Annotated in this window: 14 protein-coding genes, 1 tRNA gene and 1 pseudogene; 8 read left to right on the top strand and 8 right to left on the bottom strand. The window is 67.5% G+C overall.

Annotated features, from left to right (window positions below; translation table 11 throughout):
* Positions 1-135: 135 nt before the first annotated feature.
* Entirely contained in the window at positions 136-954 is an 819-nt protein-coding gene (locus AX690_RS12530) for a MetQ/NlpA family ABC transporter substrate-binding protein (RefSeq protein ID WP_197426852.1), read from the bottom strand.
* Between the two features lie 138 nt (positions 955-1,092).
* Between AX690_RS12530 and AX690_RS12525 the strand changes: the two genes are divergently transcribed.
* Positions 1,093-1,341 carry a hypothetical protein gene (locus AX690_RS12525; protein WP_082769639.1) on the top strand — a complete coding sequence of 83 codons (249 nt, stop codon included), beginning with the start codon at positions 1,093-1,095 and terminating at the stop codon, positions 1,339-1,341.
* Here the strand turns inward: AX690_RS12525 and AX690_RS12520 are convergent.
* From AX690_RS12520 to AX690_RS12495, 6 genes are all read right to left on the bottom strand, one after another.
* On the bottom strand, positions 1,332-1,685 hold the full coding sequence (locus AX690_RS12520; RefSeq protein WP_066682937.1) for a hypothetical protein: 354 nt from the start codon (positions 1,683-1,685) through the stop codon (positions 1,332-1,334). The two genes, AX690_RS12525 and AX690_RS12520, sit on opposite strands and share 10 nt — an antisense overlap.
* A 9-nt stretch (positions 1,686-1,694) precedes the next feature.
* On the bottom strand, positions 1,695-2,369 hold the full coding sequence (locus AX690_RS12515) for a methionine ABC transporter permease (protein ID WP_066682936.1): 675 nt from the start codon (positions 2,367-2,369) through the stop codon (positions 1,695-1,697).
* Positions 2,366-3,364: a methionine ABC transporter ATP-binding protein gene (locus AX690_RS12510; RefSeq protein ID WP_066682935.1), complete on the bottom strand. Its 999-nt coding sequence runs from the start codon at positions 3,362-3,364 to the stop codon at positions 2,366-2,368. Before AX690_RS12510 ends, AX690_RS12515 begins: the two co-directional genes overlap by 4 nt.
* Positions 3,365-3,440: 76 nt before the next feature.
* Positions 3,441-5,531, bottom strand: coding sequence for an ATP-binding protein (locus tag AX690_RS12505; protein WP_066682934.1), 2,091 nt, complete (start codon positions 5,529-5,531; stop codon positions 3,441-3,443).
* Between the two features lie 156 nt (positions 5,532-5,687).
* Complete coding sequence (locus AX690_RS12500) at positions 5,688-8,147, bottom strand: prolyl oligopeptidase family serine peptidase (protein ID WP_066682933.1); 2,460 nt, start codon at positions 8,145-8,147, stop codon at positions 5,688-5,690.
* A 198-nt stretch (positions 8,148-8,345) separates the two neighbouring features.
* Positions 8,346-9,629: an amidohydrolase family protein gene (locus AX690_RS12495; protein WP_066682932.1), complete on the bottom strand. Its 1,284-nt coding sequence runs from the start codon at positions 9,627-9,629 to the stop codon at positions 8,346-8,348.
* Between the two features lie 234 nt (positions 9,630-9,863).
* Between AX690_RS12495 and AX690_RS12490 the strand changes: the two genes are divergently transcribed.
* Positions 9,864-9,947 (top strand) — tRNA-Leu (locus AX690_RS12490).
* Between the two features lie 313 nt (positions 9,948-10,260).
* The gene (locus tag AX690_RS12485) at positions 10,261-10,659 is read left to right on the top strand and encodes a helix-turn-helix domain-containing protein (RefSeq protein WP_066682931.1); all 399 of its coding nucleotides are present in this window, start codon (positions 10,261-10,263) and stop codon (positions 10,657-10,659) included.
* Positions 10,660-10,665: 6 nt separating this feature from the next.
* On the opposite strand, the gene AX690_RS12480 is transcribed toward AX690_RS12485, so the two are convergent.
* Positions 10,666-11,436, bottom strand: coding sequence for a competence/damage-inducible protein A (locus AX690_RS12480; protein WP_066682930.1), 771 nt, complete (start codon positions 11,434-11,436; stop codon positions 10,666-10,668).
* Between the two features lie 53 nt (positions 11,437-11,489).
* Between AX690_RS12480 and sfsA the strand changes: the two genes are divergently transcribed.
* The 5 genes and pseudogenes from sfsA to AX690_RS12455 all read left to right on the top strand — a co-directional run.
* Positions 11,490-12,209, top strand: a complete 720-nt coding sequence (gene sfsA / locus AX690_RS12475; protein ID WP_066682929.1) for a DNA/RNA nuclease SfsA — start codon at positions 11,490-11,492, stop codon at positions 12,207-12,209.
* Positions 12,210-12,281: 72 nt separating this feature from the next.
* Complete coding sequence (locus AX690_RS12470; RefSeq protein ID WP_066682928.1) at positions 12,282-12,668, top strand: hypothetical protein; 387 nt, start codon at positions 12,282-12,284, stop codon at positions 12,666-12,668.
* 212 nt (positions 12,669-12,880) lie between these two features.
* Positions 12,881-13,711 (top strand): type I methionyl aminopeptidase, encoded by an 831-nt coding sequence (gene map / locus AX690_RS12465; RefSeq protein WP_066682927.1) that lies wholly within the window; start codon positions 12,881-12,883, stop codon positions 13,709-13,711.
* 191 nt (positions 13,712-13,902) lie between these two features.
* On the top strand, positions 13,903-14,562 hold the full coding sequence (locus tag AX690_RS12460) for a RadC family protein (RefSeq protein ID WP_066682926.1): 660 nt from the start codon (positions 13,903-13,905) through the stop codon (positions 14,560-14,562).
* Positions 14,563-14,708: 146 nt separating this feature from the next.
* Positions 14,709-15,449, top strand: a pseudogene (locus AX690_RS12455) (site-specific integrase); the annotation flags it as partial.
* Positions 15,450-15,498 lie beyond the last annotated feature (49 nt).

Raw genomic sequence — 15,498 nt, 5'->3', positions numbered from 1 at the left:
AGATCCTCCCCCGCGATGCGGGGGAGGTGGCCCAGAGGGCCGGAGGGGGCTAGCTGGACGTGTCCCGCGTTAGCCCCCTCAGTCACTCCGTGACAGCTCCCCCGCATCGCGGGGGAGCAGCTTCGTCGTCTCCCCTCAGAACGCCGGCACCACCGCGCCCGAATACTTCTTCTCGATGAACGCCTTCACCTCAGGCGAGGTAAGCGCCGCGGCCAGCTTCTTGACGCGGGGGTCGTCCTTGTTGTCCGGACGGCCGACCAGGTAGTTCACGTAGGGGCTGGTCTTGTCCTCGATGATCAGGGCGTCCTTGCTGGGGTTCAGCTTGGCGTCGAGGGCGTAGTTGGTGTTGATCACCGCCAGGTCGACCTGGTTCAGCACGCGCGGCAGCGACGGCGCCTCCAGCTCCTTGAACTTCAGGTTCTTCGGGTTGCTGGTGATGTCCTTCAGGTTCGACAGGGCGTTGGTCGGATCCTTGAGGGTGATCACGCCGTTCTTGGCCAGCAGGATCAGGGCCCGGCCCTCGGTGCTGGCGTCGTTCGGAATAGCGATCGTGGCGCCTTGCGGCGCCTCGGCCAGAGACTTCCACTTGGCCGAATAGGTCCCGATGGGCTCGACGTGGACGCCCTGGATGGGGATCAGGTTCGTGCCCTTGTCGCGATTGAAGGTCTCAAGGTACGGCAGGGTCTCGAAATAGCTGACGTCGATCCGCTTCTCAGCGACTTGGACGTTAGGCTGGACGTAGTCGTTGAAGACCTTGATCTCGAGGTTCAGGCCTTCGGCCGCCAGCTTCGGCTTGATGAACTCCAGCACCTCGGCGTGCGGAATGGCGGTGGCCGCGATGGTCAGGGTGTTAGCGTCGCTGGCCTTGGGCGTCTTGGGGCCGCAGGCGGCGAGAGACAGGGCGGCGAGGCCAAGGACGAGGACAGCGCGGCGGGCGACCATGAACGGCTCCATAAGGCGATCGGACGGGTAGGCTTTTGCCCTGATACGCGGGCTGGAGGAAATCAGATTTCCTGAGCCCCCGTCGAGCTGTCGCCTCCGGCCTCCGTGAAGGCGCTTGACGGCGCCGCCGAACAGGCCGCTTGGATGGGGATGGCCAAGGAAACCGTCCACATCGTGCAAGCCTATGTCGCCGGGCGCGGCAAGGGCCTGAAGGCCGAGCAGCAGATCGGCTGCAAGACGGCGGAAGAGGCGCGCCGCAAGGCCGAACGGCTAGCGCCCCTGCGCGAAGGGGTCGTCGCCTTCTCGGCCAGCGCCGACGTCGAACTGGGCGACTACGACGAGAACCCCGACATCCTGTTCAAGGCCGGCCGCCTGCCCTTCCCGTTCGATCAGGCCTGATCGTCCTCGTCGTCGAGGTCGTTGGCGACGTCCGGCGGTCCGTGGATGATCCAGCTGGCCACGAAGTCGGGCTTGTCGCCGGCCAGGCTGATGACGCCCGCCTCGGCCGCCTTGATCGCCGAGGTCTGCGGCGGCAGCGTGTAGGTGTCGCCGTCGTGCTCGCCCAGCAGGTCCAGCGTGATCCCCTCGCCTTCGTCTGCGTCGATGACCACGCCGAAGAACTGCTGGCGCTCCAGGATCTCGCCGTCGTCGTCGAGGAAGGTCAGGTTCATCAGCAGGGTCTTGCCGATCAGGCTGGCGGCGAGCGCGGGATCCCAGTGGAGGTCGATGTCTTCGTCGGTCATGGCCCGCTCCTACTTGTGCGAGACGCGGCGCACCACCGCGTCGCCGACCATCTGCAGCACTTGCACCAGCACCAGCATCAGCACGACGGTCACGATCATCACGTCGGTCTGGAAGCGCTGATAGCCGAAACGCACGGCCAGGTCGCCCAGACCGCCCGCGCCGACCACGCCGGCCATGGCGGTGTAGCCGACCAGCGCGATGGCGGTGACGGTCGCCGCGGCGATCAGGCCCGGCAGGGCCTCGGGCAGCAGCGCGCCCAGCACCACCTGACGGCGCTTGGCGCCCATGGCGAAGCTGGCCTCGACCACGCCCTTGTCGACCTCGCGCAGGGCGGTCTCGACCAGGCGGGCGAAGAACGGCGCCGCGCCCGCGACCAGCGGCGGGATCGCGCCGGCCACGCCCAGCGAGGTCCCGACCAGGGCCACGGTCAGCGGGATCATCACGATCAGCAGGATCACGAACGGCACCGAGCGCAGGATGTTGACCAGCAGCGACAGCGCGCCGTTCGCCAGCCGGTTCTCCAGCATCTGGCCCTTGCCGGTCAGGAACAGGATGACGCCCAGCGGCAGGCCCAGGGCGATGGTCAGCACCATCGAGCCGCCCAGCATGGCCAGGGTGTCCAGACTCGCCTGGCCGATCTCGGCCCAGTCGACGTTCGAGAAGTCGAAGGTTCCGGCGCTCATCGGGCGGCCTCCCCGGTCAGGTCGTCGACACGCACGCCGGACGCCTCGAAGCTCTTGATCGCCGCGGCGACGTCGCCGCCGGTCAGGGCCAGGGTCAACTGGCCGTAGGGCGTCTCGCGCAGGCGGTGGATGCGTCCGCCCAGGATCGAATAGTCGACGCCGGTGACGCGGGCGACCTCGCCCAGCACCGGCTTGTAGGTCGCCTCGCCCTTGAAGGTCAGGCGCACCAGCCGGCCGCCGACGCCCGGCGCCGTGACGATCTCGCCATCGGCCTCGCGCACGAAGCGGCGGGCGGTGTCGCTGGCAGGGTGCAGGAAGACGTCCTCGACGGCGCCCTCTTCCACCACGCGGCCGGCCTCCAGCACGGCGACACGGTCGCAGACGCGGCGGACCACGTCCATCTCGTGGGTGATCAGCACGATGGTCAGGCCCAGCTCCCGGTTCAGGCCCGAGATCAGGTCCAGGATCTGCTCGGTGGTCTCGGGGTCCAGGGCGCTGGTGGCCTCGTCGCACAGCAGCACCTTGGGCCCGGTCGCCAGGGCGCGGGCGATGCCGACGCGCTGCTTCTGGCCGCCCGACAGCTGGGCCGGATACTTGCCGGCATGGGCGGTGAGGCCCACGCGCTCCAGCAGCTCGGCCGTGCGCGCCTTGACCTCGGCGGCGGGACGGCCGGCCAGCTTCAGCGGGAAGGCGACGTTCTGGGCGACGGTCTTACCCGACAGCAGATTGAAGTGCTGGAAGATCATCCCGACCCGGCGGCGCAGGGCGCGCAGCCCCTCGACGCCGAGGGCGGCGACGTCGTCGCCGTCGACGATCACCCGGCCGCCGGTCGGCGTCTCCAGGCCGTTGATCAGGCGGATCAGGGTGGACTTGCCCGCGCCCGAAGCGCCGATGACCCCGAACACCTCGCCGGCGGCGACGGACAGGGTCACACCGCTGAGCGCGGCGTGCCCGCCCTGGGCATAGGTTTTCGAGACGTCCTGGAAGATGATCACGCGGCCAAGTCCAACGGGGTTTCGGGCCGCCCGATTTAGGCGTTTGGCCGGCAAAGGTGAAGGGAAACCGCCGTCATCAGCCCGCGCAGCGCGTGTCGGCCGCGATCACCTGGCCGATTCCGTCCAGCAGCGCCGCGATCGTCACCGGTTTGGCGAGATGAAGATCCGCGCCGGCGGTCAACGCGTCCTGCCGGTGGCCGGCCATGGCGTTGGCGCTGAGCATGATGATCGGGGTGCGCCGCCCGCCCGCCTCCTGGGCCCGGATCGCGCGGGTCGCCGCCAAGCCGTCCATCACCGGCATCTGCATGTCCATCAGCACCACGTCGTAGCGCTTGGCGGCCACGGCCTCGACCGCCTGGGCGCCGTTCTCCACCACCGTGACGGCCGCCCCGCAGGGCTCGAGCATCAGCTGCACGACGCGCTGATTGATCGGATGGTCCTCGGCCAGCAGGACCCTCAGCCCTTCGGCCTGCACGCACGGCAGGAGCGGGGCGGCTTCGGCGCCAGACCCGGCCTCCGTCCGGTGCACGGGCAGGACCACCCGGAACAGGCTGCCCGCGCCCGGATTGGACCGCGCGGTGATCTCGCCGCCCATCATCTCGACCAGGGTCTTGCTGATCGAAAGGCCCAGGCCCGACCCGCCGAAGCGGCGCGTGATCGTGCTGTCGGCCTGGCTGAAGCGCTGGAAGATCATCTCGACCTTCGTCGCGTCAAAGCCCACGCCGGTGTCCTCGACCTCGACGCACAGACGCGGGGTCTGGCCATCGCCCAGGTCCTCGACATCGACGCGCACCGTGACCTCGCCGCGATCGGTGAATTTGACGGCGTTGGACAGCAGGTTGCTCAGCACCTGACCGATCCGCACGCTGTCGCCTAGGAAGCCGCCGCGCGCCGCCGGGCCGCGTTGCACCCGGAACCCGATTCCCTTCTCCTTGGCCCGGAGGCGGGTGACGTCGAGCAGGCCGTCCAGGACCGCGCCCAGATCAAAGGCCTCCGCCTGGATCGTCATCTGCCCGGCCTCGATCTTCGAGACGTCCAGGATGTCCGAGACCAGCCGCTCGAGAGTCTCGCCAGATCGCCGGATCAGTTCGAGCATCTCGGCCTGTTTCGGCGTGAGGTCGGTCTCGCCAAGCGCCGCGGCGACGCCCAGCACGCCGTTCAAAGGGGTGCGGATCTCGTGGCTCATATTGGCCAGGAAGTCGTTCTTGGCCTTGTTGGCCGCTTCGGCGGCGTGGCGGGCCTCGGCCATCTCGGCCTCGATCCGCAGACGCTCGGTAACGTCCCGCGCCACGCCGAACACCAGGTCGCCGCGGCGGCGCGCCCGCCATTCCAGCTGGCAATAGGAGCCGTCCGCGCGCCGATAGCGATTGACGAGACCGTTGACGTCGCCTTCGCTCTCGGCGCGGTTCATGTTGCGGCGCGTGATCGCGATATCGTCTGGGTGCAGCAGCGACAGCAGCGGCGTCCCCTGCAACGTCTCGGGGGGATAGCCCAGCACGGTCTCCCAGGCGCGATTGACCTGGACGAAGCGGCCCTCCATGTCGCGAATGCACATCAGGTCCGCCGAGACGTCGAAAAAGCTCGACAGGTTCTGCGCCGTCTCGAGAGCCTGCTGGGCCGAAAGCCGCGCGCGCGCCTCGCTGGCCGCCAGCTCCTCCTCGGCGCGGCGCCGGTCGATGGCGATCGCCGCCAGCTGCGCGGCCTCCTCGATGAAGGCGATGTCCTCCTTGTTCGGCTTGCTGACCTTGCGATGATAGATCGCGAAGGTGCCCACCACTGTCCCGTCCATCGCCCGGATCGGCTCGGACCAGCACGCCGCCAACCCCGCCTCCGCCGCGAGGTCTCGGTAGTCCGCCCAGAGAGGGCTCGACTGGATGTCGTCGACGGTCACACGCCGCCCCAGATAGGCCGCCGCGCCGCAGGAGCCGACCGAAGGGCCGATCTCAATGCCTTCTATGGCCTCATTGTAGATGTCGGGCAGGCTGGGCGCGGCGCCCATGGTCAAGCGCCGGCGCTCGGCGTCGAGCAGCAGAATGCTGCAGAGAATCTCGGGGTCCTCGGCCTCGACGGCCTGGACGATGGCCTTCAGCGCCAGCGCCAGGGGCTTGCCCCCGGCGATCAGGTTCATCGTTCGCCGGAAGGCGCGATGCGCGGTTGTTCGGCTCATGGTAGTGTCTCCGGCCACCGACATTGCCATCAGCCGCGAAGGCGGGCGATCCGGTCGAACCACACCAAGGCGCAGAAAACAGCGCGGCATATTGGCGCGGAGGCGGTCCCGGGGAGCTCTCGCATCCCCAGGATCGCCCCCCCCCGCCCACAGCGCCTACTTCGCGTCGCGTTTAGGCGCGTTCTTCACGTACTTGTTCATCCACTCGACCATTTCCCAAAGGGTGTGCTTGGTCGACTCCATCGCCCGGTATCCGTGCGCCTCGTTGGGCAAGGTCACGTAGCGGACGGTGGCGCCCGCGCCCTTCAGCGCCGCGTAGAAGCGCTCGCTCTGGATCGGGAAGGTGCCCTGGTTGTCGTCCGCCTCGCCGTGGACCAGCAGGATCGGGTCCTTGATGTTCGGCGCGTAGGTGAACGGGCTCATCTTCGTGTAGGTGTCGGTCGCCTCCCAGTAGGTGCGCTGCTCGGCCTGGAAGCCGAATGGGGTCAGGGTGCGGTTATAGGCGCCCGAGCGGGCGATGCCGGCCCGGAAGAGGCGCGTGTGGGCCAGCAGGTTGGCGGTCATGAACGCGCCATAGCTGTGGCCGCCCACGGCGATCCGGTCGCGATCGGCCACGCCCAAGGCGACGACCGCATCGACGGCCGCCTGGGCGTCGGCGACCAGTTGCTCGACATAGGTGTCGTTCGGCTCGGCGCCGTTGCGGCCGATGATCGGGAAAGCCGGATTGTCGAGGATCGCGTAGCCCTGGGTCAGCAGGAACAGGTGGCTGGCGCCGGCCGGACGGGTGAAGCGGTTGCCCTCGTCCACCGTCTGGCTGGCGACGCTGGCGTCGGTGAACTCGGCCGGATAGGCCCACATCAGGAGCGGCAGCGGACCGTCCTTGGCCTTGTCATAGCCGGCCGGCAGGTACAGCACGCCCGACAGGGTCACGCCGTCGGCGCGCTTATAGGTGATGGTCTGCTTGCTGACGCCGGCGAACTGCGGGGCGCGGTCGGCGAAGCTGGTGAGGGCCTTGGCCTTGGCGCCCTTGGCGACTGCGTGGGTAAAGTAGTTCGGCGCGTCCTTGGCGCTTTCGCGGCGCGTAATCACCGTCTTGCCGGCCTCGTCGGCCAGGGCGACCGGGGCTTCGTAGTATGGGGCCTGGGCCTCCCACAGCTTGGTGGTCTTGCCGTCGGCCAGCGCCATGCGGCCCACGAACGGGAACTCGCCCTTGGCCGAGGCGCCGTCGCCGAACACGAACACGGCCTTGCCGTCAGGCGTGAAGTGCAGCAGGTCCTCGCCGCGCGCGTCGCGACGGGTCACGGGGCGGCCCGGATCGTTGTAGCGGTCCTGGTAGTTGCGCTCGATGAGCACGCGCCCGGAGCCCGGCTTGCTGGGGTCGATGGCGATGCGCTTTTCCTTGCGGGTCTGCCACCAACGGGTGGTCAGCAGGGCGAAGTCGCTCTTACCCCAGGTGACGCCGCGATAGCGCTGGTCGAGGTCGATCAGCTTGGTTGGCGCAGCCGAGAACGGCGCGGCCAGCATGAAGACGCTGTCGTGCACGGCGACCTTCTTGCGCGGATCGCCGCCGTCCTGGGCCTCGGCCCAGACCAGGGTCGCCGGGACGTCGGCGCGCCACTCGACCGAACGCGGACCCGGCGAGGTCGCGTCGAAGGCCGGCGGCAGGGTGTCGGCCAGCGGACGGTCGGCCAGGGTCTTCACCGGCTGGCCGTCGATCGTGGAGACGGCGATCTCGGTCGGGAACAGGCTGGCCGGGACCAGGTAGCTGTAGGGACGCTTCAGGCGCGTGGTCAGCAGATATTGGCCGTCGGGCGAGATCGACGCGCCGGCGATAACGCCGGGCTGGCCCACCGGCGTGGTCTTGCCGTCGGCCAGGCTGACACGGGCCAGCTGCGAGGTGAAATAGTAGTCGAACAGCGCCTCGTCATGGGCGTTCGACAGCAGGTCCTGGTAGGTGCGGATCGCCGAGGAACGCCCCTTGGACTCCTGGATGGTCGGACCGGTGGGCGTCTCGTCCGCGACCGGCGGCGCGCCGCGGTCGGCGATGACCGTCTGGACCAGCAGGCCCGAGCCGTCGGGCAACCAGTCGTAGCCGCCGCCGAACACCGCGTTGACCACCGGTTCGGTCACCTTGCGGGCGGTGGCGGTCTTCACGTCGGCGACCCACAGCTCCAGGCCGGTCTTGGCGTCCAGCACGAAAGCGACCTTGGAGCCGTCGGGCGACCAGCTGGGCGCGATGAAGCGCGCGCCGGCCGGAAGGCTCACGGGCCGGACCTTGGCGGTCGCGACGTCCTCGAACGCCAGGCTGTTCAGCCAGTTGGCGCGGGCCTCGATCGGACCGTTGGTGCGCGGATTGATGCGATAGCCGCCCAGCCGCAGGATCGGCTCGGACACCGCCGCGATCGAGGGCAGGTTCTCGCGGCCCAGCTGGGCCAGGACCTTGCGGTCGGGGCTGACGGCGACGCTGGGCGTCTGGGGCGACTCAAGGATCTGGGCGATCGGGGCCGGCGGGGTTTGGTAGACATCGGCGGCGAGGGTCGCGCCCGCCGACAAGGCCATGAAAGCCGCCGAAGCGGCCAAGGCGATCGCCCGCCGCCGGAACGAAGTGTGCAACATCGAGAGCCCCTCACCTGGATAGCGCCGCCCAACCCGACGCCTTTTTAAGAGAGGCACGATTATGCACAACTCGTCCGGAGAAGAACCCATTTTCACCGCAATCACCCCCTAATCGAGGGCGACGGCGCATTTATCTTCGAAGAAATCGCTGAATTCGATTTCCGACACGAAACTTCGTTTCGCGCCGGAAATCTTTCCTCAGGGCCGCCGGTAGACCGCGCCGCCCTTCATCACGAAGACCGGCTTTTCCAGCGCCGTAACGTCCGCCAACGGATCACCAGCGACCGCGATGATGTCGCCGTAGCGACCCGCCGCGACCTGGCCGACGTCCTTGCTCTGACCCAGCGCTTCGGCGGCGGTGATGGTCGCCGACTGGATCGCCTGCAGGGGCGTAGCGCCATAGCGGACCATGATGGCGAACTGCTTGGCGTTGTCGCCGTGCGGATAGATGCCAGCGTCTGTGCCGTAGACCATCTTCACCCCGGCCTTCAGCGCCTTCTTGAAGTTCTGCCGCTGGATCTCGCCGATGTCGCGGTCCTTGCGCAGGTTGTCTTCCAGCACGCCGTTCTTCTTGCCCTCGGCCTGGGTGTAGTCGGTGTTGTAGATGTCCATCGAGAAGTAGGCGCCCTTCTGGACCGCCAGCTTGATGCCCTCGTCGTCGACCAGGCTGGCGTGCTCGATCGTGTCCACCCCGGCCCGCACGGCCTCGCGAATGCCCGAGGCGCCGTGGGCATGGGCGGCGACCTTGAGGCCGGCCATGTGGGCCTCGTCGACCACCGCCTTCATCTCCTCGTAGGTCAGCTGCTGCTGGCCAGGCTCGTTGCCGCGCGAGAAGACCCCGCCCGTCGCGCAGATCTTGATGACCTGGGCGCCGTACTTTTTCAGCGTCCGGACGGCCTTGCGGGCCTCGTCGGGGCTGTCGCTGTTGAACGGGCTCTTCTGGTCCATCGACGGCGGGAAGAAGGTCGAGTCGCAGTGGCCGCCGGTGGCGCCGAACGAGATGGCCGCCGTGACCACGCGCGGTCCCGGCACATAGCCGGCGTCGATCGCCTCGCGCAGGCCCACGTCGTCGAACTCGGCGGCGCCGACGTTGCGGACGGTCGTGAAGCCGGCCTCCAGCGTCTTCCTGGCGTTGGTGGTCTGCACGACGCTCCAGAAGCGGTCGCTGTACTGCAGGCTGTTGTAGCCGCCGATCTCGGCCAGGCTGTCGAGGTGCACATGCATGTCGATCAGGCCAGGCAGCAGGGTCGCGTTCGGCAGGTCGATCACCTTGGCGCCGGCGGGCACAGCGTCCCCCTTCTTGCCGACGGCCGTGATCCGGCCATCGGTGACGATGACCAGCGGATTGTCGACATACTTGCCGGACGCCACGTCCAGCAGCCGCGCGGCGCTGACCGCCGCCACCTCGGCCGCGCTGGCGCCGCCGCCGACCAAAAGTCCCATGGCGGCCGCCAGAGCCGCAGCCTCACTCATTCCACGCATCTTCGAACGTCCCCTCCGATAAACGGAGGGACGCTAGCACGCCAAGGCCTGGCGTCGAGCCTCAGTTGGGAATGGTCGGCGATAGCGCCTGCATCGTCTCCTGGGCGCGCTGGGCGCCGCCGCTCCGCGCCTTCCGCTGCTCGGCGGTCGTGCAGACCTCCAAGGACAACCACGCTCCTTCTCGACACCCCTTCTCGACCCCGAAGCCGGGATGGCTTAAGGGGTCGGGAAGACGGGGACGTGGCGGAACGGTAGACGCGCCGGACTTAAAATCCGTTGGAGCAATCCGTGTGGGTTCGAGTCCCACCGTCCCTACCAGCCGCCGCCGACGCAAGTCTCGGCAAGCAAACGATTTCTCGGCGCAAAAGCAGCTACCCACGGCAGAGTCGACAACCCGACTTCTCGCGTCAGCTGAATCGACGGCCTGAACTGTAATATTCATTTCTAGATCGCTCGACTCTCGCCAGAATTGCGCCGGTTTCTAGGAGAAGCGGCGACGCGCGCGACGAGGCAGGCCCCTGGCTTGTTTCCGGTCGCGCATGTCCTTAAGCGCTCCTGGCGCGACGAACGGCTTGCCCGATCGTCGGGCACGACTATCGTCCGTCCTCTGTTGCGTTCGAGTGCTTGACCCATGGCTGAAGACAAGACCCCCGATCCCGTCGACGTCCACGTCGGGCGCCGGCTGCGTATGAGGCGCAAGGATCTGGGTTACTCCCAGCAAGCGCTGGCCGACGCCCTGGGACTGACGTTCCAGCAGGTGCAGAAGTACGAGGGCGGCGCCAACCGCATCAGCGCCAGCAAGCTGCATGCGACAGCGATGTTCCTGAAAACGCCGATCGGCTTCTTCTTCGAGGGCCTGGACGATCCGGAAGGCGCCGACACCACCGCCGCCGACCTCGCCAACGAAATGGCCGAGTTCTGGTCCACGCCCGGCGGCCCTGAACTGGCCCGCGCCTATGTGGCGATCGAGTCCGCCAGCATGCGCCGCCACCTCGCGGACCTCGCCAAGGCCATCGCCGACGACGAATAGATCCCGCTAGGCCGGGTTCTCCACCCGCTCGATGTTCTTGGCGCCGGCCTCTTCCAGAGCCGCGACCAGCTCCTCGACCGCGACGTCCAATTCCGCTGCGTCCCGGCTGCGCAGCACCAGGTTCGCGCCGTAGACATCCGGCGGGCTGAAGAACGGATAGCTGCCCAGCGACATGTCCGGATGGGCCTTGGCCACCGCCTCCAGCGGCGCGGCGATCACGCCCTCGCCCGTGCCGGTCACCCGCACCGTCTTGCTCAGCACCACCGCCCCGGTCCGCAGGCGCGGGCCGACGTCTTCGAGCATGCCGCGCATGATCGCCGGCACGCCGGCCAGGACGAAGACGTTCTCCTTCTGGAAGCCGGGCGGGCCCTGCACCGGGTTCTTCACCAGGCTGCCGCCTTCCGGCACATGCGCCATGCGACGGCGGGCGGCGTTCGGCTCGCCCCAGCGCTCGCGCAGCATGGCCATGATCTCGGGATGCTCGGGCGCCGTCACGCCAAACGCCTTGGCGATCGAGTCGGCGGTGATGTCGTCGTGGGTCGGACCGATGCCGCCGGTGGTGATCACATAGTCGTACTTGGTCCGCAGGGCGTTGACCGCGTCGATGATCTCCTGCTCGACGTCGGGGACGACGCGCGCCTCGCAGAGATCGACGCCGTAGGTCGCCAGATACTTGGCGATAGCCGCGAGGTTGGTGTCCTGGGTGCGGCCCGAGAGGATCTCGTCGCCGATGATCATCACCGCCGCCGTCACGCGCTCGGATTGGGTGGCCGTCATCGTCTTGATCCCCTACATCGCCCGTTGTCTTCCAGGATCGACTTAGGCTTCGCATGCTGCTCCCGCAACCGCTCGTTCGCGGCCGTCTGGTGTCGCGCTACAAGCGCTTCTTCGCCGACCTTGTCCTGGACGACGGGCAAGAGGTCACGGCCCACTGCCCCAACCCCGGCGCCATGCTGGGCCTGAAAGACCCGGGCCTCGTCGCCTGGGCGTCATGGTCGGACGATCCCAAGCGCAAGCTGGCCTACACCCTGCAGATGGTCGAGCAGGGAAACACCCTGGTCGGGATCAACACCCTCTTGCCCAACAAGCTGGTCGCCGAGGCCCTGGCGGCCGGCGCGATCCCGGAGCTGACCGGCTACGAGACCGTCCGCCCCGAGGTGAAGTACGGCGAGGCCAGCCGCGTCGACTTCCTGCTGACCGCCGAGGGCCGCGCGCCGTGTTGGCTGGAGGTCAAGAACTGCCACTTCAGCCGCGCCCCAGGCGTGGCCGAATTCCCCGATTGCAAGGCCGAACGCTCGACACGGCACCTCTCCGAACTCGCCGCCCGCGCGGCCCTGGGCGAGCGGGCCGTCGTGCTGTTCGTCGTCCAACGCGAGGACTGCGAGACGTTCCAGGCCTGCGTCGATCTCGATCCCGCCTTCGCGCGCGGGCTGGACGCGGCGGCCGCGGCGGGGGTCGAGGTGCTGGTCTATGCGTGCGGGATGGGGACGGAGGCCATTCGGATCGCGCGGGCGATGCGGTGGACCAACGCTCACCTAACAGCGATTTAAGCTGCATTCCTCGCAGGTTGCATTACCCCTTCACACGCTCGCGCGAGAGGGGCGCGATGTGAGGGGAAGCGTATGAAGAGGACCGTTCTGGCTTTGGCCGTCCTGGCCGTGGCGCTGTCGGGCTGCGGCCGCGCGGACCCGAACAAGCCCGAGAACGGCATGATGACCGGGCTGCGCGCGATCTTCGCGTTCAAGGCCTGCTCTTCCGAACTTCAGCAGCGCTTCGGGCTCAAGGAGATCGAGGGCGTCAACTCCAACGACATGGACCCGCAACCGACTGGCCGTCCGGGCGAGTGGGACGTCAAGTTCACCGCCGACGTCACCGAGAAGGGCTCGGGGCGGGTGACCCGCTACAAGGGCGTCTGCCATGTGCGCCGCGACAAGCCCACGACCCTGGACGCGACCTTCGTCAAGGAGCTCCACGCGGGTGACGGCGTGGTGCGGCGGATCGCGCCCTGACACACGCTCGAACGCGAAAGCTCGGGGCGCAGGCTCCGCCTTCCTGGGCCTCGTGCCCAGGAAGGCGAGATATTTTCGGTCTTTGTCCCTCCAATACCGGACCTGTGACACTCCGGGCGGGCCAAAGGCTTGAAATCCGTGCTAGGATCGCGAGATACGCCTTTCCCAGACAAGATCGCCGCCCGTGCGCGGCGGCGACCGCCGAGTAGAGCATGACCTTGGACAACACCCTCGAGATCGAAGCCGAAACCCGCACCGGCCAGATCAAGATTCACAAGCCGGAAGACTTCGAGGGCATGCGCCGCGCCGGCAAGCTGGCCGCCGAGTGCCTGGACATGCTGGTCCCGCACGTGAAGCCGGGCGTCTCGTCGGACGAGCTGGACCGTCTGGCCCGGGAGTTCATCCTGGACCACAAGGCCCTGCCCGCCTGCCTCTACTATCGCGGCTATCCCAAGACCGTCTGCATCTCGCGCAACCACGTGGTCTGCCACGGCATTCCGGGCGACTGGAACCTGAAGGAAGGCGACATCGTCAATATCGACGTGACCGTGATCGTCGACGGCTGGCACGGCGACACCTCGCGCATGTACGGCGTCGGTGAAGTGGGCCCGCGCGCCCGTCGCCTGGTCGAGATCACCTATGAAGGCATGAAGCGCGGCCTCGAGGCCGTGAAGCCGGGCGCCACGCTGGGAGACATCGGCCACGCCATCCAGTCGTATGTCGAGGCCCAGCGCTGCAGCGTCGTCCGCGACTTCTGCGGCCATGGCCTGGGCCGCGTGTTCCACGACGCGCCGAACATCTTGCACTTTGGCCGCCCCGGTCAGGGCGCGGTGCTGAAGCCGGGCATGTTCTTCACCGTCGAGCCGATGGTGAACCTGGGCAAGCCGGCGGTGAAGGTGCTGCAGGACGGCTGGACGGCCGTGACCCGCGACAAGTCGCTGTCGGCCCAGTGCGAGCACTCGATCGGCGTGACGGAAGACGGCTACGAGATCTTCACCGCCTCGCCCGCCGGGCTGTTCCAGCCGGCGATCCTGGGCGGGTAAGTCACCAATAGTTCCTCCCCCGCGGCGCGGGGGAGGTGGCCCAGAGGGCCGGAGGGGGCGAGCTGGACCTTCTCTGCACTAGCCCCCTCAGTCACTCCGTGACAGCTCCCCCGCAACGCGGGGGAGCATCTAAAACAACTAGACAACCCTAGATCGATCACGCCTACTACTCGCCCAGAGTCGAGGGCGGCATGGTCAGTGTTTCATCCCTGACGATTTCCGACAGCGCGCCGGACGAAGCGCCGCCGCCCGTCTCGGCCAAGCCCGTCCGCAAGTCTGCGCCCGCCCACCACGCCGGGCACCGCGACCGGCTGCGTCAGCGCGCCAAGGCCGGCGGCTTCGTCGCCCTGCCCGACTACGAGCTGCTGGAGCTCTATCTCTTCCGCACCTATCCGCGCGGCGACGTCAAACCGCTGGCCAAGGCGCTGCTGGCGCGGTTCGGCTCATTCGGAGGCGTGCTGGGCGCGACGATCGAGGAGCTGGCCACCGTGCCGGGCGTCGGCGAGACGGCGGCGATGGACCTGAAGCTCCTGCACGAGGCGTGCCTGCGCGCCGGTCGCGACAAGATCGTCAAGCGGCCGGTCATCTCGTCGTGGAGCGCCCTGCTCGGCTATGTCCGCGTGGCGCTGGCCAACGAGTCGCGCGAGCAATTTCGGGTTCTCTTCCTGGACAAGAAGAACCAGCTGATCGCCGACGAGGTGATGAACCGCGGCACGGTCGATCACGCGCCGGTCTATCCGCGCGAAGTGATGCGCCGGGCGCTGGAGCTGTCGAGCAGCAACATCATCATCGTGCACAACCATCCCACTCGCGATTTTTCGGTCACGCGCACCCCCATACAACCACGTTGATTTTGCTACATATTTTGCTTTTCAGAGCCGTCAGAATTCGGCATGCTGAGGCCGTTAAGAAGGGTTGATCCAGTCGCTTACGCCACCAATTACCGACCCCAGTAAGTGGCGACGACACCCGACTTACCAGCCATCGGGAGAGTCTCATGCCGAGCCTCACAGACGGCGCGCTCCGTCGCGCGCTCAAGGAAGTTGAACAGTCCCAGAAGGCGGTCGCGCTGGCTGATGGAGAGGGGCGTGGCACCGGCCGGTTGATCATCATGATTAGGCCGATGCCAACTCGCGTCACCGCCGATTGGATGGCGCAACAGTGGCGCGATGGCAGGCGTACTCGGCGAAAGATCGGCACTTATCCGTCGATGTCTCTGCGCGAAGCCAGGGAGGTCTACGAGCGTGACTTTGCCGACAGCATCCAAAAAGGACGCAGCATCAAAGTGGTGGGCGACACGCGCGCCGGCACCGTCGCTGACCTCTTCGAGGCCTATACGGGCCACCTTAAGTCATCGGGGAAGGCATCTTGGAAGGAGACGGAAAAGGGATTGAACAAGATTGCTGACACGCTGGGCCGCCATCGCCCCGCGCGCGACATCACGCCGGTCGAGATCGTCGATGTCATCCGTCCGATATATGATCGTGGGGCCCGTTCGATGGCCGACCACGTCAGAGGATATATCCGGTCGGCGTTCAGTTGGGGCCTCAAGTCAGAACACGACTACCGAAGCACAACGCCGCGGCGCTTCGGTCTAGTGCATAATCCTGCCGCCAGCATTCCAACTGAGCCTTATGTTCCCAGCAACCGATGGCTCGACGAAGAGGAGTTCCGTCGCCTCTATCGTTGGCTGGAATGCCCGGACACGCCGGTGCACCCGCCGTACACGCGTGTGATCTTCCCCCGAAAAAGTGGACGGGGTTAAGCCGCTCTGCGTTCCATCTCGG

The organism is Caulobacter sp. CCH9-E1 (genome assembly GCF_001556515.1).
GTDB lineage: Bacteria > Pseudomonadota > Alphaproteobacteria > Caulobacterales > Caulobacteraceae > Caulobacter.
This window is presented reverse-complemented; position numbering and strand designations above follow the sequence as displayed.